The organism is Roseateles sp. 22389 (assembly GCF_052044995.1).
In the GTDB taxonomy this organism is placed as follows: domain Bacteria; phylum Pseudomonadota; class Gammaproteobacteria; order Burkholderiales; family Burkholderiaceae_C; genus Roseateles.
The window spans coordinates 137,498-161,813 of the sequence record NZ_JBQEOF010000006.1 but is presented as its reverse complement, the minus strand read 5'-3'; the positions used below and the strand labels follow the sequence as shown (position 1 = coordinate 161,813).

18 protein-coding genes, 1 tRNA gene and 1 pseudogene are annotated in these 24,316 nt (G+C 67.8%); 11 read left to right on the top strand and 9 right to left on the bottom strand.

Annotation, left to right across the window (positions count from 1 at the left end):
- The first annotated feature begins 37 nt into the window (after positions 1 to 37).
- From ACTJKJ_RS10790 to ACTJKJ_RS10780, 3 genes are all read left to right on the top strand, one after another.
- The gene (locus tag ACTJKJ_RS10790) at positions 38 to 1,549 is read left to right on the top strand and encodes an AAA family ATPase (protein ID WP_440820426.1); all 1,512 of its coding nucleotides are present in this window, start codon (positions 38 to 40) and stop codon (positions 1,547 to 1,549) included.
- The gene (locus ACTJKJ_RS10785; RefSeq protein ID WP_091732990.1) at positions 1,546 to 2,388 is read left to right on the top strand and encodes a hypothetical protein; all 843 of its coding nucleotides are present in this window, start codon (positions 1,546 to 1,548) and stop codon (positions 2,386 to 2,388) included. The genes ACTJKJ_RS10790 and ACTJKJ_RS10785 overlap by 4 nt, the downstream gene beginning before the upstream one ends.
- A 177-nt stretch (positions 2,389 to 2,565) precedes the next feature.
- Positions 2,566 to 2,853: a hypothetical protein gene (locus ACTJKJ_RS10780; protein ID WP_091732986.1), complete on the top strand. Its 288-nt coding sequence runs from the start codon at positions 2,566 to 2,568 to the stop codon at positions 2,851 to 2,853.
- A gap of 31 nt (positions 2,854 to 2,884) precedes the next feature.
- On the opposite strand, the gene murB is transcribed toward ACTJKJ_RS10780, so the two are convergent.
- On the bottom strand, positions 2,885 to 3,955 hold the full coding sequence (murB, locus tag ACTJKJ_RS10775; RefSeq protein WP_440820425.1) for a UDP-N-acetylmuramate dehydrogenase: 1,071 nt from the start codon (positions 3,953 to 3,955) through the stop codon (positions 2,885 to 2,887).
- A gap of 72 nt (positions 3,956 to 4,027) precedes the next feature.
- Here murB and ACTJKJ_RS10770 point away from each other — a divergent pair, with 72 nt between their 5' ends.
- The 3 genes from ACTJKJ_RS10770 (at position 4,028) to xdp1 (ending at position 8,498) form a co-directional block, all read left to right on the top strand.
- Positions 4,028 to 4,522, top strand: coding sequence for a YajQ family cyclic di-GMP-binding protein (locus tag ACTJKJ_RS10770; RefSeq protein ID WP_091732977.1), 495 nt, complete (start codon positions 4,028 to 4,030; stop codon positions 4,520 to 4,522).
- A gap of 186 nt (positions 4,523 to 4,708) precedes the next feature.
- On the top strand, positions 4,709 to 7,474 hold the full coding sequence (gene prsT / locus ACTJKJ_RS10765; RefSeq protein WP_440820424.1) for an XrtA/PEP-CTERM system TPR-repeat protein PrsT: 2,766 nt from the start codon (positions 4,709 to 4,711) through the stop codon (positions 7,472 to 7,474).
- Positions 7,475 to 7,664: 190 nt separating this feature from the next.
- A complete protein-coding gene (gene xdp1, locus ACTJKJ_RS10760; RefSeq protein ID WP_297381992.1) occupies positions 7,665 to 8,498 on the top strand; it encodes an exosortase-dependent surface protein XDP1 in 834 nt (277 codons plus the stop codon).
- 49 nt (positions 8,499 to 8,547) lie between these two features.
- Here xdp1 and ACTJKJ_RS10755 read toward each other — a convergent pair whose 3' ends face one another.
- The 7 genes and pseudogenes from ACTJKJ_RS10755 to rimP all read right to left on the bottom strand — a co-directional run.
- Entirely contained in the window at positions 8,548 to 9,114 is a 567-nt protein-coding gene (locus tag ACTJKJ_RS10755; protein ID WP_297381994.1) for a hypothetical protein, read from the bottom strand.
- A gap of 513 nt (positions 9,115 to 9,627) precedes the next feature.
- Positions 9,628 to 11,451, bottom strand: a complete 1,824-nt coding sequence (gene typA / locus ACTJKJ_RS10750; protein WP_297381996.1) for a translational GTPase TypA — start codon at positions 11,449 to 11,451, stop codon at positions 9,628 to 9,630.
- A gap of 87 nt (positions 11,452 to 11,538) precedes the next feature.
- Positions 11,539 to 12,498, bottom strand: coding sequence for a tRNA pseudouridine(55) synthase TruB (gene truB, locus ACTJKJ_RS10745; protein WP_183492086.1), 960 nt, complete (start codon positions 12,496 to 12,498; stop codon positions 11,539 to 11,541).
- A gap of 50 nt (positions 12,499 to 12,548) precedes the next feature.
- A complete protein-coding gene (gene rbfA / locus ACTJKJ_RS10740) occupies positions 12,549 to 12,929 on the bottom strand; it encodes a 30S ribosome-binding factor RbfA (protein WP_091732959.1) in 381 nt (126 codons plus the stop codon).
- Positions 12,930 to 13,005: 76 nt separating this feature from the next.
- Positions 13,006 to 15,963: a translation initiation factor IF-2 gene (gene infB / locus ACTJKJ_RS10735; RefSeq protein ID WP_297382000.1), complete on the bottom strand. Its 2,958-nt coding sequence runs from the start codon at positions 15,961 to 15,963 to the stop codon at positions 13,006 to 13,008.
- A gap of 80 nt (positions 15,964 to 16,043) precedes the next feature.
- Positions 16,044 to 17,522: a transcription termination factor NusA gene (gene nusA, locus ACTJKJ_RS10730; RefSeq protein WP_091732952.1), complete on the bottom strand. Its 1,479-nt coding sequence runs from the start codon at positions 17,520 to 17,522 to the stop codon at positions 16,044 to 16,046.
- 176 nt (positions 17,523 to 17,698) lie between these two features.
- Positions 17,699 to 18,214, bottom strand: a pseudogene (rimP, locus tag ACTJKJ_RS10725) (ribosome maturation factor RimP); the annotation flags it as partial.
- A 205-nt stretch (positions 18,215 to 18,419) separates the two neighbouring features.
- Here rimP and fabI point away from each other — a divergent pair.
- Positions 18,420 to 19,202: an enoyl-ACP reductase FabI gene (gene fabI, locus ACTJKJ_RS10720; RefSeq protein WP_440820422.1), complete on the top strand. Its 783-nt coding sequence runs from the start codon at positions 18,420 to 18,422 to the stop codon at positions 19,200 to 19,202.
- Between the two features lie 167 nt (positions 19,203 to 19,369).
- Here fabI and ACTJKJ_RS10715 read toward each other — a convergent pair whose 3' ends face one another.
- Complete coding sequence (locus ACTJKJ_RS10715) at positions 19,370 to 21,646, bottom strand: arginine/lysine/ornithine decarboxylase (RefSeq protein ID WP_297382002.1); 2,277 nt, start codon at positions 21,644 to 21,646, stop codon at positions 19,370 to 19,372.
- A 241-nt stretch (positions 21,647 to 21,887) separates the two neighbouring features.
- On the opposite strand from ACTJKJ_RS10715, the gene ACTJKJ_RS10710 reads away from it, so the two are divergent.
- From ACTJKJ_RS10710 to ACTJKJ_RS10695, 4 genes are all read left to right on the top strand, one after another.
- Positions 21,888 to 22,319 carry an NfeD family protein gene (locus ACTJKJ_RS10710; RefSeq protein WP_091733833.1) on the top strand — a complete coding sequence of 144 codons (432 nt, stop codon included), beginning with the start codon at positions 21,888 to 21,890 and terminating at the stop codon, positions 22,317 to 22,319.
- Positions 22,320 to 22,376: 57 nt separating this feature from the next.
- Positions 22,377 to 23,303 carry an SPFH domain-containing protein gene (locus ACTJKJ_RS10705; RefSeq protein ID WP_091732941.1) on the top strand — a complete coding sequence of 309 codons (927 nt, stop codon included), beginning with the start codon at positions 22,377 to 22,379 and terminating at the stop codon, positions 23,301 to 23,303.
- 82 nt (positions 23,304 to 23,385) lie between these two features.
- A tRNA-Ser gene (locus ACTJKJ_RS10700) sits at positions 23,386 to 23,476 on the top strand.
- Positions 23,477 to 23,566: 90 nt separating this feature from the next.
- On the top strand, positions 23,567 to 24,193 hold the full coding sequence (locus ACTJKJ_RS10695; protein ID WP_147242393.1) for a LysE family translocator: 627 nt from the start codon (positions 23,567 to 23,569) through the stop codon (positions 24,191 to 24,193).
- The last annotated feature ends 123 nt before the right edge of the window (positions 24,194 to 24,316 follow it).

Sequence of the window (24,316 nt, the reverse complement as noted above, 5' to 3'; positions counted from 1 at the left end):
CATTAAAGTCCCTCTCCGCAACGGAGAGCCCCGTCCCATGTACCTGTCCCGCATCGCGCTGACCAATGTGCGCTCGATGGAGTCGCTGGCGATCGACTTCGGCATCAGCCCGGAGGCAGCCGCCGGCACGAACCGGCGCTGGACGCTGTTGCTCGGCGAGAACGGCTGCGGCAAGAGCACGGTGCTGCGCGCGATCGGCCTGCTGCTGGCGGGCAGCGACGCGCTGCCGGAGCTGCTCGGCGACGCCGATGCCTGGATCCGCAACGGCACGCGGCAATGCCGCATCGCCGGCACGCTGGTGACGGCCAAGGGCGAGCCGCGCGAGATCGCGCTGGAGCTGCACCGCGGCGACGGCCTGCGCGACATCTTCGAGCGCAACGCGCGGACGCTGGACGCGCTGGATGCGGCGATCCGGCATGCCGACCGCAACTACTTCGTGCTGGGATATGGCGTGTCGCGCCGGCCGCCCGAAGGCGGCAAGCGCCTGAGCGCGCCGCTGGACGACAGCGCCCGCTCGCCGCGCGCGCGGGCGCTGGCCTCGATGTTCTCGCCCGACGCCTCACTGGTCTCGCTGCAGCGCTGGGCGATGGACCTCGACTACCGGCGCGGCGCCGGCGCGCTGGCGCCGATCCGCGCGGCGCTCAACCAGCTGATGCGGGGCATGAACTTCTCGCGCATCGACAAGGCCTCGGGCCAGCTGATGTTCCACACCGTCGACGGCGAGGTGCCCCTGGGCCAGCTGTCCGACGGCTACCAGAACATGGCCGCCTGGTGCGGCGACCTGCTCTACCGCATCACCGAGGCCTTCCCCGATCGCAAGGACCCGCTCGCCACGCGCGGCGTGCTGCTGATCGACGAACTCGACCTGCATCTGCACCCGGTCTGGCGCCGGCAGCTGGTCGACTTCCTGTCGGCGCTGCTGCCGCATTTCCAGTTCATCGCGACGACGCATTCGGCGCTGACCGCGCAGCAGAGTGGCGAGGGCGAGCTCTTCGTCATCCGTCGCGAAGGGGCCAAGCAGCGGCCGACGCTGGTGCCCTTCGTCGGCGAGCCGCGCCTGATGGGCGTGCACCAGCTGCTGATGAGCCCGATGTTCGGCCTGGCGTCGATGGATTCGGTGGTGGTCGAGCAGGCGCGCGACACGGCCCGCAAGCTGCAGGCGAAGTCGACGGCCAAGGGCAAGGCCCTGACCGCGCGCGAGCGCACCCAATTGCAGCGCAGCACGGAGGTCCTGCGGGCCGCGCCGGAGTGGGACGCGGTGCCCGGCTACGCGCGCCAGCAGGCGGCGTTGCTGAGGGAACTCAAGGCAACCATCGCGAAGCAGGCGGCCCAGTCCGCGAAGCCCGCGGCGCCGGAGCCGGCCGCGAAGTCGCGGCCATCGACGGCGAAGGCGACAAAGGTCGCCAGGGCGACGAAGACGGCGGAAGCCTCGAAGGCCGCGGCGCCGGCGTCGAAGCCGTCGACCACGGCGGCAAAGCCCGCGTCCACGCCGACGCTGTCGCCGGGCAAGCTCAAGGCCGCGGTGAAGCGCGTGGAGCGGTCCAAGTGATCCGGCTGCGGCGGCGACGCGATGCCGCGAGCCTGGGCGCCTTCACCGGCGCGAAGCTGCAGCAGCGGCTGCTCCGGCTCGAAGGCTATTTCTACGACGACGGCCGCAGGGTCGACTTCAAGCCCAAGTCACGCCAGATCTGGTCGGCCGCGAAGGCGACGCTGCGGCGCGAGACCGCTGGCAAATGCGCCTACTGCGAGGCCGACACGGCGGTGGTCGCGCACGGCGACGTCGAGCACTTCCGTCCCAAGGACCCGTACTGGTGGCTGGCCTACTGCGTCGACAACTACACCTTCAGCTGTCAGGTCTGCAACCAAGTCCACAAGGGCAACCGCTTTCCGGTCACCGGCGCGCGGCTGAAGCCGCCACGCATGCCGGCCACGCGCCCGGCCGACGCGGCGAAGGCAGCGGCGCTTGCCGAGCGCTTCTGCCCCGATCCCGCGTCCACGACGGACGCCGCGCTGAAGCGCTTCTTCGCCGGCGAGCATGCGCACCTGCCCGACCCTTACCTCGACGATCCGGAGCGATTGTTTTCCTGGAACGCGATCGAGGCGACGCAGGAGGTATGGCTCATCGCCCGTGGCCGCTCCGCGAGGGCGAAGGCCGCGGTGAAGGCGGCCGAGGAAGTGCTGGGCCTCAATCGCAGCGAGCTGCTGCGCCTGCGCTATCAGCGCTACGAGTTCCTCTACACCGCGGCGCTGGCGTTCCAGGAGATGGATCACGACTCGCCGAGCGCGCCGAAGGTGCTCGCGCAGCTGCGCCGCCAGGCCGACGACAACCAGCCGTTCGCGGCGATGTCGCGGCACTTCCTGCGCAGCTGGGGGTTGCTGGAGACTTGACCGGCGCCCCCTGAAAGGGCGTTGCGCCGCCCCCCTTCGGAAGGCCGGCTTCCGACTCGCGGCTGCTGATCTTGCGGCGCAAACTCTGCAGGTCCCAGCAGATCCGTCGCGAGCCCTCTCATGCGCAGTTCATCATCGAGCAGGAAGAAGGGGCCAGGCCTTGCCCAGCTGCCGCCCATGGCCACCCCGCACAAGCACGCCCCTCATGTCGAGGTCATTGACCGCCATGGCGCCTCGGCCCAGCATTCGAACCTTCCAATCAAGGTGGCTGTACTGGAGACCAACGTGGACCGACTGCAGATCGAGATGAATGAACTCAAGACCGAGTTCAGGGAATTCCGGAAGGAGATGCGCGCCGAGATCATGGCCATCCGCACGCATGACTTCCGCCTTCTGTTCGGCGCCATCATCACGGTGGCCATCGGCGTGGCGGCGTTGATGGCGAAAGGATTCCACTGGATCTGACCGAGCCCGCGAGACCCTCGAGCGGGCCGGCTCAGACCACCACCGGCTCCGGCTCCAGCCGGATGCCGAAGCGGCCGTAGACGCTCTCCTGGATCGCCCGCGCCAGCGTGACGACCTCGGCGCCGCGGGCTTCGCCGCGATTCACCAGCACCAGCGCCTGCTTCTCGTAGACCGCCGCGCCGCCGACGCTCTTGCCCTTCCACCCGCAGGCGTCGATCAGCCAGCCGGCGGCCAGCTTGAAGCTGCCGTCGGGCATCGGGTAATGCACGATGTGCGGATCGCGCGTGATGATGTCGCGGCACTGCTCCGCGCTCACCACCGGGTTCTTGAAGAAGCTGCCCGCATTGCCGATGCGCGCCGGATCCGGCAGCTTGGCGCGGCGGATCTCGCAGATCCAGTCGAACACCTGCCGGGCATCGGGCACGGAGATGCCGGTCTCGGCCATCTTGCGTTCGATGTCCAGGTAGCCCAGCTGCGGCTGCCACGGCTTGGGACAGCGCAGCCGCACCTTGGTGATCACGCTCTTGCCGGCCAGGCCGCCGTAACCGGTCTGCTTGAACACGCTGTCCCGGTAGCCGAAGCGGCACACCTCGGCCGGCAGCGTGACCCGCCGGCCGGTGGTCAGGTCCACGACGTCCACGTTCTCGAGCCGATCCTTCAGCTCGACGCCATAGGCGCCGATGTTCTGGACCGGCGCGGCGCCGACGGTGCCGGGAATCAGCGCGAGGTTCTCCAGGCCCGGCACGCCCAGCGCCAGCGAGCCCGCGACCGCCTCATGCCAGGCCACGCCGGCGCCGGCCTCGACGATCCAGCAGTCGTCGCGTTCCTCGACGCGCAGGCCCGGGATCTCTATCTTCAGCACGACCGCGTCGACATCGCGCGTCAGCACCAGGTTGGAGCCACCGCCGAGCACGAACTTCGGCGCGCGGCCCAGTTCGGGGTGGTCGACGACGCGGCGCACATCCAGTTCCTCGCGAATGCGCACCAGCCGGCGCGCCGTCGCCGGCAGGCCGAAGGTGTTGTAGGGCTTGAGGTTGACGTCGGTCTCGATGACGACGCCCTCGCGTCGCTCGGTCGAGGGGGGGATGGCGGGAGACTGCATGGCTAGAATTCTCGCCCATATCCCCCGAAGGCCCGATCCGGGCCTTCGCTCCTTTGAAAGAGATGTACGCACATGCCCAGCTTTGACACCGTCCTCGAACCCGACATGGTGAAGGTCCGCAACAGCGTGGACGCCAGCGCCAAGGAGATCGCCACCCGCTTCGACTTCAAGGGCACCAGCGCCGCCATCGAGTGGAAGGACAAGGAGAAGGAAGTCCACGCCACCGGCGACGCCGAGTTCCAGCTCGAGCAGATCGAGGCGGTGCTGTATTCGAAGCTGACCAAGCAGGGCGTGGTGCTCGGTTTCGTCGACAAGCAGGACAAGATCGAGAAGCTCGGCGGCGACCGCGTCAAGCAGGTCTACAAGATCAAGAACGGCCTGGAAGCCGCCGAGGCCAAGAAGGTCGTGGCCGCGATCAAGGAGAGCAAGCTCAAGGTGCAGGCGCAGATCGAAGGCGACATCGTGCGCATCACCGGCAAGTCGCTCGACGACCTGCAGGCCGCGCAGGGCGCGCTGCGCAAGGCGCTGCCCGACCTGCCGCTGAGCTTCGACAACTACCGCAAATGAGCCGGGCCGGGTTCGACCCGGCCTGAGCCTCGCGCCGGAGCGCGACCAGGCACCCTGCCCGCTCCCGCGCACCGACGGCCCCAGGCCGCGGCCGCATGACCACACATCGGGGGGGACGAGATGAGCACTGTTGGCAGGTCTGGCAGGTCCGGCGGGCCCCGCTGGCGCGGCCCCGCGGCGGCAGCCTTGCTGGCGCTGTGCGCGGCATCGGCGCAGGCGGACAGCGTCAAGGCCGCGCGCTTCTACGAGGACGCGCTCAAGCGCTTCGAACGCCAGGACATCGACGGCGCCGTCATCCAGCTGAAGAACGCGCTGCAGCAGGACGCGCGCATGCTCAGCGTCCACGTGCTGCTGGGCAAGGCGCTGCTGATGCGCAGCGAGGCCGCGGCCGCCGAGGTCGAGTTCAACGAGGCCCTCTCGCTGGGCATCAACCGCGCCGAGGTCGCCGTGCCGCTGGCCCAGGCGCTGGTCGCCCAGGGCAAGCAGCCCGAGGTCTTCAAGCTGCCGGCGCTGGTGCCCGAGGGCCTGCCCGACGCCATCCGCAAGGCGCTGCTGCTGGTGCGCGCCGCGGCGGCCTCGGACCTCGGCGAGCCCTCGCGCGCGCAGGCGCAGATTGACCTGGCCCGCGCGATCCCGCCCGACAACGCCGACACCTGGCTGGCCGAGGTGCCCCTGCGCCTGCGCGCACGGCAGTTCGACCTGGCCAACGCCGCGGCGGAGCAGGCGCTGCGCCTGGCGCCGGGCAACGGGGAGGCGCTGTACCAGAAGGCCACCGTGCCGCACGTGCAGGGCCGTCTGGACGAGGCGCTCAAGGGCTACGAGCGCGCGATCGCCGCCGACCCCCGCCACCTGGAGGCGCAACTGGCCCGCGCCGGCCTGCTGATCGACCTGGGCCGCGACGCGGACGCGCTGGCGCAGGCGCAGTCCGCGCTGAAGCTGGCGCCGAGCGAGCCGCGCGCGCTCTACCTGACCGCCGTGCTGGCGGAGCGCCGCGGCGACGCCGCCAGCGCCCGCAGCGCGCTCAAGGCCGTCACCGCGGAACTGGACCCGGTGCCCATCGAATTCATCCGCTACCGCCCGCAGGCGCTGATGCTCAACGGGCTCGCGCACTTCGGCCTGGGCGAAATGGAAAAGGCCAAGCCCTACCTGGAATACGCCCAGCGCCAGACGCCCAACAGCCCGCTGTCCAAGCTGCTGGCGCAGGTCTACGTGGCGGAGCCCAACCTCGACCGCGCCGCGGAGGTGCTGGACGCCTACCTGCGCGCCTATCCCGGCGACGGCCAGGCGCTGGTGATGATGGCCACGCTGCAGATGGCGCAGGGCCGGCATGCCCGCGCCACCGCGCTGATGCAGGAGGCGCTCAAGGCCAAGGACGCGCCGGAGTTCCGCACCGCGCTGGGCCTGTCGCTGCTGCGCGGCGGCCAGTCCGGCGACGCGATCGGGGAGCTCGAGAAAGCCTTCCAGCGCGACCCGCGCCAGACCTACGCCGGCATGGCGCTGGTGTCGCTGTACCTGCGCGCCGGGCAGACGGCCAAGGCCGTCGCGATCGCGGACCGGCTGGTCAAGCAGGAGGCCGCCAACCCGACCGCCTGGGTGCAGCTCGGCGTGGCGCGCCGCTCGGCCGGCAACCTGCCGGGCGCGCGCGAGGCCTACCAGAAGGCCCTCCAGCTCGATCCGCAGCTGGCCGAGGCGCAACTGGGCCTGACGCGCATCGACATCGCCGAGCGCAAGTTCGATGCGGCCCAGGCGCGCCTGGCGGCGATGCTGAAGGCTGACGAGAAGAACGCCGACGCGCTCTACGAGATGGCGCTGCTCAGCGAGGCCCGGGGCCAGGCCGCCGAGGTGCAGCGCTGGCTGACCAAGGCGACCGACGTCAGCACCTCGCGCAACACGCGGGCGGACCAGGCGCTGATCGCCTGGCTGCTCAAGCAGGACCAGGCCGGCGCCGCGCTCGAGGCCGCCAAGCGGCTGCTCGGCAAGGCGCCGGACGATCCGCAGACGCTGATCGCCTACGCCCAGGCACAGCTCGCCAACCGCGACGCCAACGGCGCCCGCGCGACGCTGACCAGCGCGGCGCGGCGCTCCGGCTTCGGTGCCGATCCGCTGGCCCAGATCGCCGCGCTGCAACTGGATGCGCGCGATCCGGCGGGCGCCGCCTACAGCCTGGACAAGGCGCTGCAGACCGCGCCCCAGCATGTGGGCGCGCTGGCGCTGTCCTCGACGGTGGCCCTGCAGCAGGGCAACCCGACCCTGGCGGAGAAGCAGGCGCGGCAGGTGATCCAGCTGCGTCCGCAACTGGCGCTGGGCTACACGCTGCTGGCCGACGTCGCGCTGGCGCGGCGCCAGCCGGCCCAGGCGCTGGACGCGCTGCGCAAGGCCCACGAGCTGCAGCCCACCAGCGGCAGCCTGCTCGCCCTGATGCGGGCGCTGGGACGGCAGGACGGCAGCGGCAAGGCGGCGCAGGACCTGGCCGAGCGCTGGCTGAAGACCCACCCGTCCGACCTGGCGGCCTGGAAGGCGCTCGGCGACGCGCAGGCGCGCGCCGGGAGCTTCCCCGCCGCGCGCCGCAGCTACGAGACGGCGCTGAAGCTCCGGCCGAACGAGGTCGAGACGCTCAACAACCTGGCCAACGTGATGATCCGGCAAGGCGAGGCGGCCACGGCCGCAGCGACGGCCGAGAAGGCGCTGGGGCTCGATCCCCGCAACGTGGCGGTCATCGACACCGCGGGCTGGGCCTACCACCTGGCCGGCAACGGCGACCGCGCCCTTCAACTGCTGCGCGACGCGCGCCTGCGCGAACCCGACAGTCCGGAGATCCGCTACCACCTGGCCGCCGCCCTGGCCAAGGCCGGCCGGAAGGCGGAGGCGAAGGAGGAACTCGATGTCGCGCTGCGCAGCACCGCGTTCGAAAGTCACAAGGAAGCGCTGGCCTTGAGCCAGACGCTGCGTTGAGCCGCCGGGGCCCCGCTGGTGAGGGGTGCCGGCGCTTGTCAGAAAAACTTACAGTCCCGCTCCAAGGACCGACATCTTCACGCTCAAGTGCTTGTGTCGTAAGGGAAACATCACCTTGGCCCGGAGCTTGCTCATAGCAGCTCGAACGAATCAGACGCTCCGACCGGGTCGGGGAGACCGAGGGGAAACCATGCGAAAAGTTCAACAACGCCTGATGGGGCTGGCCGCGGCGGCGCTGGCGTCACTGCTGCCGCTCAGCGCGCATGCGCTCTCCACCTGGACGGCCGGCAGCTGCACGACCAACTGCAGCGAGACCGGTGATGCGGCGCCCAACGTCAGCTATTCGGCCTACTCGGCGTCGATCAACACCTCCGGCGGTGCGTACTCCAGCACCAACGGCTTCGCGCAGAGCACGCTGGCCTACTACAGCGGTAGCGGCTTCGGCGTCGTGGCCCCGAGCGGCGACAGCCAGTCGCCCAATCACTCGCTGGACAACTACGGCTACCAGGACCTGATCCTGCTGAAGTTCGATGCCGCGGTGAACCTGACCCAGGTGAAGCTGGGCTGGTGGCAGTACGACAGCGACATCACCGTGCTGGCCTACACCGGCCTGACGTCGGGCGTGAACGTCGGCAACACGATCGCGGGCAAGACGGCGGCGACGCTGAAGTCGGCCAACGGCTGGTCGCTGGTCAACAGCTACGCGGACGTCGGCAAGGCCGCCAACACGACTGTCAACCTCAACACCAACGTCAGCTCGAGCTGGTGGATCATCACCGCCTACAACTCGCAGCTGGGCGGCGCCCCCACTGGTGCCGACGGCTCCACCAGCGGCCTGACGCGCGGCACCGGCACGAGCTACTCCGGCTATGACTTCGTCAAGCTGTTCTCGGTCACCGGCAACAAGTCCGGCGGCGGTGGCGGCACCGGAGGCAACGTGCCTGAGCCGGCCTCGCTGGCACTGGCCTCGGTGGCCCTGCTCGGCCTCGTCGGCCTGCGCCGCCGCAAGCAATCCCAACGCTGAGCCTCCCTGCTCCGCCAAAGGCGACCCGATGGGTCGCCTTTTTTCATTGCTAGCCGACGACCAGATAGTCGCCATCCTTCTTCACCACGTAATGGCTGGATATGCCAACGACGGGCGTCGCGACACAAAGGACGCTGAGGCTCGCCCAGCTTGGGTCAGGCTCGTTCCTGTCCAGGAATTCTCCGATCATCCCCTTGGTCGCCAACTCGTCTGCAATCTCCAGGTTCTCCGAGCGTTTCATGCTGGTCCAGCGCTCCTTGCTCGGGGCTTCGCCGGTACTGGGTTCAGCGGTGTCGACATGGCAGACGCGCGCTTCTCCTGAATGGTTGTAGACCGCCATGGTGCATCCCGTGAATGGCCCACTGATGGTTTGGAGACCGTTCATCGGCGCGTAGCTGATCGCGCCCGCAACATACGGCAGCACGTTCACCGGCTGCTTGCCGCGATCGTCAGAGAAGAACGTGACTGTGCTGCCATGCGCCGTGTAGCTGCCTTCAATGCCCTTCCTGACCTGCCCGTCGTCGTTGCCGATGACGCCACCGCCATCCAGGAAGCGCGCGAGCCCTTTGATGGTTGTTCCTCTTCTGAGCGCCAACCCGGCCACAGCCTCGTCCATGTCTGGTGGCGTAGCATCCGGCGCCTTGGATGAGCGCGACTGCAGGCTTGCGTTGCTATTCGGCGGCGGTTGTCTCATGGGTCCCGTCGAGGCTTCGGCATCTTCGGTGCAATGAATCGATGCACGCCGCCAACATGACAGACCAGTAAGCTTCACGGCGGACTCCGTCGATGTGAGTCGGCGAGTGTGCGGTTGACGCCTGTGGGGTCCTCCCGCGAGAGGCGAACCCATGCATGGCCAACCGCAAGGCAGCGGAGCCGCGACCGTGCTGGCTTGGCTACGCTTCAGTCAGGTACAGCGTTCACTATCTTTTTGGCTCGACCCAGAAACAAAAACGCCCGATGCAAGCATCAGGCGTTTCATCTCCCCAGCACCCCTCGGTCGCAAAACCGTGGCAGTACGACGGTGGTTGGGGACGGTGATGCGTGGGGTTCCGGCGCTTGCCGCCGGGGCCCCATGCATCGGCGGCCAACGCCCGGACCTCCGCAGCCCAGGCGCCTGCGCCCCGCGCAATCAGCCGCGCGACGCCCGCTTGCGATCGTTCTCCGACAGGTGGCGCTTGCGCAGCCGCACCGACTTCGGCGTGATCTCGACCAGCTCGTCGTCCTCGATGAACTCAACGCCGTACTCCAGCGTCAGCTCGATCGGCGGCGTGATCTTGATCGCGTCTTCCTTGCCGCTGACACGGAAGTTGGTCAGCTGCTTGGTGCGGGTCGCGTTGACGACCAGGTCGTTGTCGCGGCTGTGGATGCCGACGATCATGCCTTCGTAGACCGGATCGTTCGGCTTGACGAACATGCGGCCGCGATCGTCCAGCTTGCCCAGCGCGTAGGTGAAGATCTCACCCGCGTCCATCGAGATCAGCACGCCGTTCTTGCGGCCGGCGATGTCGCCCTTGTGCGGCTCGTAGCCGTCGAAGATGTTGGAGATCAGGCCCGAACCGCGGGTCAGGTTCAGGAACTCGTTCGAGAAACCGATCAGGCCGCGGGCCGGGATGCGGTACTCGAGGCGGACGCGGCCGCGGCCGTCCGGCTCCATGTTGACCAGCTCGCCCTTGCGCTCGCCCAGGGCCTGCATCACGCCGCCCTGGTGGGTTTCCTCGACGTCGGCGGTGACCAGCTCGATCGGCTCGCACTTCTCGCCGTTGATCTCCTGGAAGACCACGCGCGGCTTGGACACGGCCAGTTCGTAGCCTTCGCGGCGCATGTTCTCCAGCAGGATGGTCAGGTGCAGTTCACCGCGGCCCGACACCTCGAAGATGCCGTCCTCATCGGTTTCCTTCACGCGCAGCGCGACGTTGTGCTGCAGTTCCTTCTGCAGGCGATCCCAGATCTGGCGGCTGGTGACGAACTTGCCTTCACGGCCGGCCAGCGGCGAGGTGTTGACGCAGAAGTTCATCGTCAGCGTCGGCTCGTCGACCTTGAGCATCGGCAGCGGGGCCGGGTTGGTCGGGCTGGTGACGGTCACGCCGATGCCGATCTCCTCGATGCCGTTGATCAGCACGATGTCGCCGGGGCCGGCTTCGTTCGTCTGCATGCGGTCCAGGCCCTGGAAGGTCAGCACCTGGTTGATGCGGCCCTTGGTGACCTTGCCGTCCGGGCCTTCCATCACGACCACGTCCATGGCCGGCTTGAGCGTGCCCTGGCTGATGCGGCCCACGCCGATGCGGCCGACGAAGGTCGAGAAGTCCAGCGCCGAGATCTGCAGCTGCAGCGGCGCGGCCGGGTCGCCGCTCTGCGGCGGCACATGCTTGAGGATGGTGTCGAACAGCGCGGACATGTCCTCGCCCCACTTGCCGCCGGGCTCGCCCTCTTCCAGCGAGGACCAGCCGTTGATGCCCGAGGCGTACACGACCGGGAAGTCCAGCTGCTCGTCGGTGGCGCCGAGCTTGTCGAACAGGTCGAAGGCGGCGTTGATGACGGCGTCCGGCTTGGCGCCCGGCTTGTCGACCTTGTTGACGACGACGATGGGCTTGAGGCCCAGCGCCAGCGCCTTCTTGGTCACGAAGCGGGTCTGCGGCATCGGGCCTTCCTGGGCGTCGATCAGCAGCACCACGCCGTCGACCATCGACAGCGCGCGTTCCACTTCACCGCCGAAGTCCGCGTGCCCCGGGGTGTCCACGATGTTGATGTGGGTGCCCTTCCAGCTCACCGCGCAGTTCTTGGCCAGGATGGTGATGCCGCGCTCGCGTTCGATGGCGTTGTTGTCCATCACCGTGTCGACGACCTTCTCGTGCTCGGCGAAGGTGCCGCTCTGGCGAAGGAGCTGGTCCACCATGGTGGTCTTGCCATGGTCGACGTGGGCGATGATGGCGATGTTGCGGATTTGCTTGCTCATGGGGCGGCTTTCGCTTGGAGGGCTTTCTCGGATTTGGAGGAAGTCGGGAACTCGGGGATGTCTCGGGTCTTGTCGGGCGATGCCGGCTCAGGCGGCCTGCATCAGCATGGAAGCGATCTCGGTGGGGCTCAGCAGCCGGTCGGCGATCAGCTCGCCGCCGGCCACGTGGGCGCTGCCCAGGAAGGCGCGCGGCATCTGGCCGTACACCCGCACCTGCGGCAGGTCGCCGAGCGCCACCCGCCGGCGCATGCCGGACAGGAAGCGGCCGGCTTCGTCGTTGCTGAGCTCGACCTCGGGCCATTCGCCCAGCAGGCTGTCGGGGGCCGTCAGCTGCGCGAGACGGCCGGCGTCGTCCATCGCCTCGAGCTGCTCCAGCGTCACCGCCTGGCTGATCGACACCGGACCGCTGGCGGTGCGGCGCAGGCCGGCCAGATGGGCGCCACAGCCCAGCTTCGCGCCGATGTCCTCGCCCAGCGTGCGGATGTAGGTGCCCTTGGTGCAGCGCACGTCGATCACCAGCAGCAGTTCCTCAGGCTGCCAGTCGACGATGTCCAGCGCGTGAATCGTCACGTTGCGCGGCTGGCGCTCGACGGTCACGCCCTCTCGGGCCAGCTCGTACAGCGCGCGGCCCTGGTGCTTGAGCGCGGAATACATCGGCGGCAGCTGCGAGATCGCGCCCTTGAAGGCCTCGCAGGCGGCGCGGATCGCGTCCAGGTCCAGCGCCTTCGCGACGGCGTCGCGCTGCTCGAGGATCTCGCCCTCGCCATCGCCGGTGGTCGTGGTGATGCCCAGCCGCAGCGTCGCGCGGTAGCCCTTGTCGGCCTCCAGCGAGACCTGGCTGAACTTGGTCGCCGCGCCGAAGGTCAGCGGCAGCAGCCCGGTCGCCAGCGGATCCAGCGTGCCGGTGTGGCCGGCCTTCTCGGCGCGCAGCAGGCGCTTGACCTTCTGCAATGCGTCATTGCTGGTCAGGCCGAGGGGCTTGTCCAGCATCAGCACGCCATGCACGGCGCGCTTCACGATCTTGGGGCGGGGGGCTACTGCGCTCATCACGGTGCGGCGCCCCTCGCGGGGCGTCGTCTGTCAGTCTCGGAGGACGCTCAGTCCTCGGTGGTCTCGTCGTCCTTGGCTCGGTCGGAATTCGCCTTGGCGATCAGGGCGCTCATCTCGGCGGCGCGTTCGGTCGTGCGGTCGAAGTGGAAATGCAGGCTCGGCACGGTATGGATCTGCAGGCGCTTGAACAGGCCGTTGCGGAGGAACCCCGCCGCCTCGTTCAAGGCCTCGCCGGTGGCCTTCTGATCGCCGACCAGCAGCGAATAGAACACCTTGGCATGCGCGTAGTCGGGCGTGACCTCGACCGCGCTGATCGTCACCATGCCGATGCGCGGGTCCTTCAACTCGCGGATCAGCTCGGCCAGGTCGCGCTGGATCTGGTCCGCCACGCGCAGACCGCGGTTGGGGATCGATCGCTTGTGACGCATGGCTCTTTCCTCACTCTCTCAAACAACAAAGCCCGGCGGGGGTGACCCGCCGGGCGTGGAGCGGCGGCAGGCTGGGTTACAGCGTGCGCGCCACTTCCTTGATTTCGAAGACTTCCAGCTGGTCGCCTTCCTTGATGTCGCTGTAGTTCTTCAGCTTGATACCGCACTCGAAGCCCTCGCGGACTTCCTTGACGTCGTCCTTCAGGCGCTTGAGCGACTCGATCTCGCCGGTGTAGACCACCACGTTGTCGCGCAGCAGGCGGAAGCGCGCGTTGCGCGTCACATGGCCGCTGGTGATCATCGAGCCGGCAATGGTGCCGATCTTGGTCGCCACGAACACGGTGCGGATCTCGGCGGTGCCGATGATCTCCTCGCGCTGCTCCGGAGCCAGCATGCCGGCCATCGCCGCCTTCACCTCATCCACGGCGTCGTAGATGATGTTGTAGTAGCGCAGGTCGACGTCGTTGTGCTCGGCCACCTTGCGCGCGCCGGCATCGGCACGCACGTTGAAGCCGATCACGACGGCCTTGGAGGCGATCGCCAGGTTGATGTCGGACTCGCTGATCGCGCCGACCGCCGCATGGACGATCTGCACCTTGACCTCGTCGGTCGACAGCTTGAGCAGCGAGGACGCCAGCGCTTCCTGCGAACCCTGCACGTCGGCCTTGATGATCAGCGGCAGCGTCTGCACGTCGCCGGCGGTCATGTCGGCGAACATGTTCTCCAGCTTCGCGGCCTGCTGGCGAGCCAGCTTGACGTCGCGGTACTTGCCGGCGCGGAAGGTCGCGATTTCACGGGCGCGGCGTTCGTCGGCCAGCACCATGAACTCGTCGCCCGCCTGCGGGACTTCCGTCAGGCCCTGGATCTCGACCGGGATCGACGGACCGGCTTCGGTCGCCGGCTTGCCGTCCTCGTCCAGCATGGCGCGGACGCGGCCGTAGGTCGAGCCGGCCAGCACCACGTCGCCGCGCTTGAGCGTGCCGGACTGCACCAGCACCGTCGCGACCGGGCCGCGGCCCTTGTCCAGCTTGGCTTCGATGACCAGGCCCTTGGCCAGCGAGTCCTTCGCGGCCTTGAGTTCCAGCACTTCGGCCTGCAGCAGCACCTGCTCCAGCAGGTCGTCGATGCCCTGGCCGGTCTTGGCCGACACCGGGACGAACGGCGACTCGCCGCCGAATTCCTCGGGCACGACCTCTTCCGCCACCAGCTCGCTCTTGACGCGTTCCGGGTTGGCATCGGGCTTGTCGATCTTGTTCATCGCGACCACGATCGGCACGCCAGCGGCCTTCGCGTGGTGGATGGCTTCCTTGGTCTGCGGCATCACGCCGTCATCGGCGGCCACCACCAGGATGACGATGTCCGTCGCCTTGGCGCCGCGGGCACGCATGGCCGTGAAGGCCTCGTGACCCGGGGTGTCCAGGAAGGTGACCATGCCGCGCGGCGTGTCGACGTGATAGGCGCCGATGTGCTGCGTGATGCCGCCGGCTTCGCCAGCCGCCACGCGGGCGCGGCGGATGCTGTCCAGCAGCGAGGTCTTGCCGTGGTCGACGTGACCCATGACGGTGACCACCGGCGCGCGGGGCAGCAGCTCGTGCTGGCCCTCGGCGGCGGCGCCCTCTTCCTCGAGGAAGGCATCGGGATCGTCCAGCTTGGCGGCGAACGCCTTGTGGCCCATTTCCTCGACCACGATCATGGCCGTTTCCTGGTCCAGCTGCTGGTTGATGGTGACCATCTGGCCCAGCTTCATCAGCTGCTTGATGACCTCGGACGCCTTCACCGACATCTTGTGCGCCAGGTCGGCGACCGAGATGGTCTCGGGGATGTGGACTTCCTGGATGACCGGCTCGTTCGGCGCCTGGAAGTTGGACATCGACGCGCCGCGATCGTCGCGGCCGCCACGGCGACCCGCCGGACCGCGGCCCGGCGCACGCCAGCCGGCGCCGCCCGGACGCGCACCGGGGCCCGCGTCGCGGCCGCCCGGCTTGCCCGGCGTGCCGCGCTTCTTGTCGTCGGCCCAGCTGGAGGACAGCTTCTCGGACTTGACGGACTTCTTGTCGCCCGGCTTCGCGCCGGCGCCCGCGGCAGCGGTCGTGCCGGTGGCGCCCGGGGCACCGCCCGGCTTCTTGTGGATCGTGCCCTTGATGCCGGCCGGCGCGGCCTCGGGCTTGGGCTCTTCCTTCTTCGCGACCAGCACCTTCTTGGGCGCGTTCATCATCGCGCGGATGGCGGCGGCCTCGGCCTCGGCGGCCTTGCGGCGGCGCTCGAGCTCGGCCTGGCGGGCCTTCTCGTCGGCGGCGACGTCGGCGGCCTTCACCACGCGCAGCACGGGCTTGGCGGGCTCGACCGGGGCGGGCGCGGCGGCGGCCACCGGGGCCGGCGCGGGAGCGACGGGCGCCGGAGCCGGCGCGGCGGTCTTCGCCGCGGCCTTGTCGGCGGCCTTCTCGGCCTTGGACTTGGCGGCCTCGGCGGCCTTGCGCGCTTCTTCCTCGGCGGCGGCCTTGGCGGCGGCTTCCGCGGCAGCGGCCTCGGCGGCCTCGCGGGCGGCGCGCTCTTCATCGCGGCGCTTTTCCTCGGCTTCACGCGCGGCGCGTTCGGCTTCCTCGCGCTCGCGCATCTTGCGCGCCAGCTCTTCTTCCTGCTGGCGCAGCGCCTCGGCCTGCGCCTGCGCTTCTTCCTCGCGGCGCTTCAGTTCGGCTTCCTCGGCGGCAGCGGCGGCGGCGTCATCAACGCCGTCCTCGCGCTTGACGAAGACGCGCTTCTTGCGCACCTCGACCTGGATGGTGCGCGCCTTGCCCGAGGCATCGGCCTGCTTGATCTCGCTGGTCGACTTGCGGGTCAGGGTGATCTTCTTGCGCTCGGCGCCGCCGGTGCCATGCGCGGTGCGCAAATGGTCCAGCAGGCGTTCCTTGTCGCTTTCGTTCAGGGTGTCCTCGGCGGACGCCTTCTTGACGCCCGCAGCTTGGAGCTGCTCCAGCAAGGTGCTCGCAGGCCTGTTCAGCTCTGCGGCCAGCTGGGCGACGGTGGTCACGGCCATTGTTGAAATCCTTAAATCTTGTGTGGTGCGGAGCGGTCTGGTTTCGCTTGAAGTCGCTTCAGAGCGTGGCTGCTCGGGCGTTATGCGTTGAACCAGTGCTCGCGCGCCTTCATGATCAAAGCGCGTGCCGCTGCCTCGTCCAGGGACGAAATCTCGACCAACTCGTCGACGGCCAGGTCGGCCAAGTCGTCACGGGTGTGGATGTCGCCGGCCGCCAGCTTGGCGATCAGCTCCGGGGTCATGCCTTCCAGGTCGCGCAGGTCCTGGGAGACCTCCTCGACCTTCTCCTCGCGGGCGATTTCCATCGTCAGCAGCGCATCCTTGGCACGGGTGCGCAGCTCGTTGACGGTTTCCTCGTCGAAGGCCTCGATCTCGAGCATTTCCTGCATCGGGACGTAGGCGACTTCTTCCAGCGAGGCGAAGCCTTCGGCGATCAAGATGTCGGCGACTTCCTCGTCCACGTCCAGCTTCTCGACGAACAGCTTGCGCACCACGTCGGATTCCTCGGCCTGCTTGGCGGCGGATTCCTCGGCGGTCATGATGTTGATCTTCCAGCCGGTCAGCTCCGAGGCCAGGCGCACGTTCTGGCCGCCACGGCCGATCGCGATCGCCAGGTTCTCCTCGTCGACGACCACGTCCATCGCGTGGCGCTCCTCATCGACGACGATGGACTGCACATTGGCCGGCGCCAGCGCGCCGATCACGAACTGCGCCGGATCCTCGGACCAGAGCACGATGTCCACGCGCTCGCCGGCCAGCTCGTTGGTCACGCCGTTGACGCGCGAGCCGCGCACGCCGACGCAGGTGCCGATCGGGTCGACGCGCTTGTCGTGCGAGACCACGGCGATCTTGGCGCGGCTGCCGGCGTCGCGGGCGCAGCTCTTGATCTCGAGCAGTCCCTGCTCGATCTCGGGCACTTCCTGCGCGAAGAGTTCCTTCATGAACTCGCCGGAGGAGCGCGACAGCATGATCTGCGGACCGCGCTGCGTCGGATCGACGCCCAGGATCACCGCGCGGACGCGGTCGCCGGTGCGCAGGTTCTCCTTGGGGATCATTTCATTGCGCTTGAGGCGGCCTTCGACACGGCCCGACTCGGCAATGATGTCGCCCTTGTCCAGGCGCTTGACGGTGCCGACGAAGATGCGCTCGCCACGCGACATGAAGTCGTTGAGCAGCTGCTCGCGCTCGGCATCGCGGATCTTCTGCAGGATGACCTGCTTGGCGGCCTGGGCGCCGATGCGGCCGATGGGCACCGACTCCACGCCTTCTTCGATGTGGTCGTCGACCTCGATGTCGGCGATCTGCTCCTGCGCTTCGAACAGCAGGATCTCGGAATCCGGGTTCTGCAGGCCGGCCTCGTTGGGCACCACGTGCCAGCGGCGGAAGGTCTCGTACTCGCCGGTGTCGCGGTCGATGGCCACACGGATGTCGACCTCGCCGCCATACAACTTCTTGGTGGCCGAAGCCAGCGCCGCCTCAACGGCGCCGAACACCACATCGCGCTCCACGCTCTTTTCGCGCGAGATGGCGTCCACCAGCATCAACAGTTCGCGGTTCATTGATCGAGACCTCCGTCAACCTTGTCATCCGTCTGCCGGGACTTGGCATTGCTCTTCTTCTTCGACGCCTTGGGCTTCGCAGCCACGCCGTCAGCAGATTCGGATCCCTGGGGCGCCAAGCCCGTGTTTTTCTTCGCCGCGGACTTGCCCGCGGCCGCGCCGCCCGCCTTGCCCGGCGTGCGACCCTTGAAATTGATCTCCGGCACCAGCTTGGCCGAGCGCACTTCATCCAGCGCGAAGTCCAGCGCCTGCTCGGTCTTGCCGTCGGAGAAGATCACCCGCCAGTCGGTGCGCTGCGCCAGCGTGGCCGGGTCTTCCTCCGCGGCGACGCCTTCGGCCGCGACCAGCACGCCGCGGTACTTCTTGCGGCCCTGGAAAGCCTCGCGCAGGGTGATTTCCACTTCGTGACCGAGGAACCGGGCGTAGTCGCCGGCATTGTTCAGCGGTCGATCGAGGCCGGGGGTCGACACTTCCAGGCGCGTGTAGTCGATTTCCTCGACTTCCATCACGTAGCGCAACTGGCGCGTGACGCGCTCGCAGTCCTCGACGTTCACCGGCTGTTCCGGCTCCTGGCCGCCGACGAGCGGCTTGTCGATGAACACGCGTAGCAAGCCCCCGGCGCTGCGTTCGCAGCCCACCACCTCGTAACCCAGACCGGTCACGGTTTTTTCAACAACGGCTTGCCAGCTCAAATTCATCGACGACGGTATCTATCCTGTAGGGACACGTAGGGACAGCCAAAAAAAATGGGCTGGATGAATCCGCCCACCGTTCACTTTTTCAGCGAAGCTCGAAGTGTACTATGCAAACAGCGTGCCGACAAGGCGGTGACTTCGTTCACGGCATGGCGTGCGAGAATCCCGGCCTCCCTCGAATCTATGAATACCAGGAGCAGACATGGGATTTCTCGCCGGCAAGCGACTGCTGATCACGGGCGTGCTGTCCAACCGTTCGATTGCCTACGGCATTGCCAAGGCCTGCCACCGCGAAGGGGCTGAGCTGGCCTTCAGCTACGTGGGCGAGCGCTTCAAGGACCGCATCACCGAGTTCGCTGCCGAATTCGGCTCCAGCCTGGTGTTCGACTGCGACGTGGGCGACGACGCCCAGATCGAGCGCCTCTTCGAGGACCTGGGCCAGCACTGGCCGGAATTCGACGGGTTTGTCCACTCGATAGGTTTCGCCCCGCGCGAGGCGATCGCCGGTGAATTCCTGGATGGAATGACCCGCCAGAACTTCCGTATCGCGCACGATATTTCGGCCTACAGCTTCCCGGCGATGGCCAAGGCGGCGCAAAGCCGACTGCGTCCTGGCGCGGCGCTGCTGACGCTGTCCTACCTGGGCGCCGAGCGTTTCGTGCCGAACTACAACACGATGGGCCTGGCCAAGGCCTCGCTGGAAGCCAGCGTGCGTTACCTGGCCTACGGCCTGGGCGCCAAGGGCATCCGGGTGAACGGCATCTCGGCGGGCCCGATCAAGACGCTGGCCGCTTCCGGCATCAAGGACTTCGGCAAGTTGCTGAAGCAGTTTGCCGACAGCGCCGCCATCAAGCGCAACGTCACGATCGAGGATGTCGGCAACACGGCCGCCTTCCTGCTGTCGGACCTGGCCGCCGGCGTGAGCTCGGAAATCATCTACGTCGACGGCGGCTTCAGCCACGGCGCGATGGCCGGCACGGAGTAACGCCTCTCACGCACCCTCACGCACACCCCGGTCCCCAGCCGCCGATCACCTCGGTGGATCAGGGACGGTGGTGCTTGGGGTTCTGGCGCTTGCCGCCAGGGCCCCATGCTCCAGCGGCCAAGCGCGCCGGACGTGAAAGTAGAAACGGGACCCGAGGGTCCCGTTCTTCATTTCTCGTCAACCACGCAATCCACGTAATACCGGGTCACCCCATCGGCGCCCTTCTCCGCGACCAGTCCATGGACGTCAGTCGCGAAGCCCGGGAACTTCGCATTGAAGTCTCTGGTGAACTTCAGGTAGTCCACGATCCGCTTGTTGAAGCGCTCACCCGGAATCAGCAGCGGGATGCCGGGCGGATAAGGCGTCAGCAGTGCGGTGGTGACGCGGCCTTCCAGCTTGTCGATCTCGACGCGTTCCGTCTTGCGATGCGCGATGTGCGCATAGGCGTCGGACGGCTTCATCGCCGGCTCCAGGTCGGACAGGTAGACCTCGGTCGTCAGGCGCGCGATGTCGCCGGACGCATAGGCCTCATGCACGCTCTGGCACAGGTCGCGCAGTCCCATGCGCTCATAGCGCGGGAAGGCGGCCACGAAGTCCGGCAGGATGCGCCAGATCGGCGCGTTCCGGTCGTAGTCGTCCTTGAACTGCTGCAGCGCGGTCAGCAGCGTGTTCCAGCGGCCCTTGGTGATGCCGATGGTGAACATGATGAAGAACGAGTACAGACCCGTCTTCTCAACCACCACGCCGTGCTCGGCCAGGAACTTGGTGACGATGCTGGCCGGGATGCCGGTCTTGGCGAACTTGCCGCTCATGTCCAGTCCCGGCGTGATCACCGTGGACTTGATCGGATCCAGCATGTTGAAGCCGGCTTCGATCGGACCGAAACCGTGCCACTTCTCGTTGGCCTTGAGCATCCAGTCCGCGGCCTTGCCGATGCCGTCGGCGGCGAGCTTGTCCGGCCCCCAGACCTTGAACCACCAGTCCTTGCCGTAGTCCTTCTCGACCTTGCGCATCGCGCGGCGGAAGTCCAGGGCCTCGAGGATGGATTCTTCCACCAGCGCCGTGCCGCCCGGGGGCTCCATCATCGCGGCCGCGACGTCGCAGCTGGCGATGATCGAGTACTGCGGGCTGGTGGAGGTGTGCATCAGATACGCCTCGTTGAACAGATGCTTGTCCAGCTTCACGTTCTGCGAATCTTGCACCAGCACCTGCGACGCCTGCGAGATGCCGGCCAGCAGTTTGTGCGTCGACTGCGTGGCGTAGACCATCGCGGTCTTCGGGCGCGGGCGATGCTTGCCCATCGCGTGGTACGAGCCGTAGAAGTTGTGGAAGGCCGCGTGCGGCAGCCAAGCCTCGTCGAAGTGCAGCGTGTCGATCCAGCCGTCCAGTTTGGACTTGATGGTCTCGGTGTTGTAGAGCACGCCGTCATAGGTGCTCTGCGTCAGCGTCATGATCCGCGGCTTCACCTTCTTCGGATCCACGCCCTTTAGCAGCGGATTCTTCGCGATCTTCTTGCGGATGGTCTCGGGCGAGAACTCGCTCTCCGGGATGGGGCCGATGATGCCGTAGTGGTTGCGCGTGGGCGTCATGAAGACCGGCACCGCGCCGGTCATGATAATGCTGTGCAGGATGGACTTGTGGCAGTTGCGGTCCACCACGACCACGTCGCCCGGCGCCACCGTGTGGTGCCACACCATCTTGTTGGAGGTCGAGGTGCCGTTGGTGACGAAGAAGCAGTGGTCCGCATTGAAGATGCGGGCGGCGTTCTTCTCGCTCTCGGCGACCGGGCCGGTGTGGTCCAGCAGCTGGCCGAGTTCCTCGACCGCGTTGCAGACGTCGGCGCGCAGCATGTTCTCGCCGAAGAACTGGTGGAACATCTGGCCGACCGGGCTCTTCAGGAAAGCCACGCCGCCGGAGTGTCCCGGGCAGTGCCACGAGTAGGAGCCGTCCTGCGCGTAGTCCATCAGCGCCTTGAAGAATGGCGGCGCCAGGCCGTCGAGGTAGCTCTTGGCCTCGCGGATGATGTGACGCGCCACGAACTCGGGCGTGTCCTCGAACATGTGGATGAAGCCGTGCAGCTCGCGCAGCACGTCGTTGGGCAGGTGCTGCGACGTCCGGGTCTCGCCATAGACGTAGATGGGAATGTCCGCATTCTTGAAGCGGATCTCCTGGATGAACTTGCGCAGGTTCAGGACCGCCGGATCGAGCTCGCCGCCGTCGCCGTTGCCGGAGAACTCCTCGTCGTCGATCGACAGGATGAAGGCGCTGGCGCGGCTCTGCTGCTGCGCGAACTGGCTGAGGTCACCGTAGCTGGTGGCGCCCAGCACCTCGAAGCCTTCCTTCTGAATGGCTTCCGCCAGGGCGCGGATGCCCAAACCCGAGGTGTTCTCGGAGCGATAGTCCTCGTCGATGATGACGATGGGAAAGCGGAAACGCGGCGTCATGAGGCCTCCGGATCGGGGCAGGTCAAACAAGAAAGGCGCGAAGTGTAGGGCGTCAGCCGTGTCACGCAAGTGTTGATCCCGGGTTGTCGCAGAAACAGAACGGCCAGGTTGTCAATGGCCGCCAACTGCCGGCTTCAGGCCCCCGAAAGGACGTGAAGCGCCAGGAGGACCGAGGCGTACACTGCCCCGTCACACAAGGACCGGGCGAACCATGGATCGCCCGGACAACGAGGAGGATGGGATGGATTGGAGTGTCGCCACCTGGTGGTGGGTGATCTGCGGCGGACTGGTGGCGGCGGAGCTCGCCAGCGGAACGACCTTCTACTTATTGATGCTGGCCTTGGGCGCGGCGGCCGCGGCGCTGATGGCACACGTCGGCGGACCGTTCTGGCTGCAGCTGGTGGTGGCCGCCGGTGTGGGCGGCGGCGCGGTGACCTGGTGGCACCTGCGCCTGAGACGCCATCCGCGCGCGCCTGCCGGCGAGAACCCCAATGTGAACCTCGACATCGGCCAGAGCCTGGACGTCGCGCTCTGGCGCGCGGACGGCACGGCCGAAGTCCGCTACCGCGGCGCGGCCTGGCAGGCGCGCTTCGTCGGCGCCGGCGCGCCGCACAGCGGGCGCCATGTGATCCGCGCGGTCGAGGGCAGTTGCCTGCTCGTCGACGCCGCCTGATCGCCCCTTTTCTCTTTCTGTTTCCCGTTCCACATCTCCGGAGGAGGAGTCCCGCTCATGGAAATCGTCGCATTGGTCGTGCTGGTCGTCGCCATCGTCTTCGTCGTGCAGTCGGTGAAGGTCGTCCCGCAACAGAACGCCTGGGTGGTCGAGCGCCTGGGCAAGTACCACGGCACACTGACGCCCGGCCTGAACATCCTGGTGCCCTTCATCGACCGCCTGGCCTACAAGCATTCGCTCAAGGAGATCCCGCTGGACGTCCCCAGCCAGGTCTGCATCACCAAGGACAACACCCAGCTGACGGTGGACGGCATCCTGTACTTCCAGGTCACCGACCCGATGCGCGCGAGCTACGGCTCCAGCAACTACATCATCGCGATCACGCAGCTGGCGCAGACGACGCTGCGCTCGGTGATCGGCCGCATGGAACTGGACCGGACCTTCGAGGAGCGCGACGCCATCAACGCCGCCGTCGTGCAGGCGCTGGACGAAGCAGCGCTGAACTGGGGCGTGAAGGTGCTGCGCTACGAGATCAAGGACCTGACGCCGCCGGCGGAGATCCTGCGCTCGATGCAGGCCCAGATCACCGCGGAGCGCGAGAAGCGCGCGCTGATCGCCGCGTCGGAAGGTCGCCGCCAGGAGCAGATCAACATCGCCACCGGCGAGCGCGAGGCGGCGATCGCGCGGTCCGAAGGCGAGAAGCAGGCCGAGATCAACAAGGCGCAGGGCGAGGCCGCGGCCATCACGGCGGTGGCGGAAGCCAGCGCCGACGCGATCCGCAAGATCGCCGCGGCGATCCAGCAGCCGGGCGGCGGCGACGCGGTGCAGCTGAAGGTGGCCGAGAAGGCGGTCGAGGCCTTCTCGCAGCTCGCGCAGAAGAACAACACGATGATCGTGCCGGCCAACATGAGCGAGGTGTCCGGCCTGATCGGCACCGCGATGGCGCTGATCAAGAGCGACAAGGTGATCCAACCGGGCCGCTGAGCGCCCTGCCCGCCTCGCTGGCGTCGCGGGGACCGACAACTTTGCTTTACCCCCTGAAATCTGCGCTATGATCGCGGGCTTCGGAGAGATGGATGAGTGGTTTAAGTCGCACGCCTGGAAAGCGTGTGTAGGTTAATCGCCTACCGAGGGTTCGAATCCCTCTCTCTCCGCCAGACACGGACACGGGCCCTGAGCAATCAGGGCCCGTTTTCATTGGGCCGTCGAAGTTGGGGAGTCGAAGGCTGCGCCTATCATCCGCCCCCATGCTGACCTTCGAACAACTCTTCGGTTTCCTGCTGGCCGCGATGCTGATCACGGCGTCCCCCGGCCCGGACAACCTGATGGTGCTGGGCATGGGCATCTCGAAGGGACGCCGGCACGGCATGGCCTTCGGCCTGGGCTGCGCGCTGGGCTGCCTGAGTCACACCGTGCTCGCGGCGATCGGCGTCAGCGCGCTGATCGCCGCCTCGCCGATGGCGTTCACCGCGCTGAAGGTCTGCGGCGGCCTCTACCTGATCTGGCTGGGCATCAAGGCGCTGCGCAGCCGCGGCGGCGCCAGCGTCGGCGACGCCTCCCAGGTCGAGGACTCGCTCACCCGCCTGTTCTTCAAGGGCGTCTTCGCCAACGCGATCAACCCCAAGGTCGTGCTCTTCTTCCTGTCCTTCCTGCCGCAGTTCGTCGTGCCCTCGCAGGGCCATGTGGCCGCCCAGACGGCCTTGCTCGGCGTCACCTTCACCCTGCAGGCCGCCCTCCTGTTCGGGCTGCTGGGCTACTTCGCCGGCGCGATCGGCCAATGGCTGCAGCGCAAGCCGCGCGCGGGGCTGTGGCTGGACCGCGTCGCCGGCGCGGTCTTCGTCGCGCTGGGCCTGCGCCTGATCGTGTCGCGCTGAGCCCGGCATTTCCCGTCGGCACGCGGCTTGCCCGCGCGCCGGCCGTCCGCGTCGAGCACCGCTTCGATCGGCCCGTTCCGCCGCACTGCCGGCGTCATTGAGGCGGCCGGGGTCTCCTCGCCT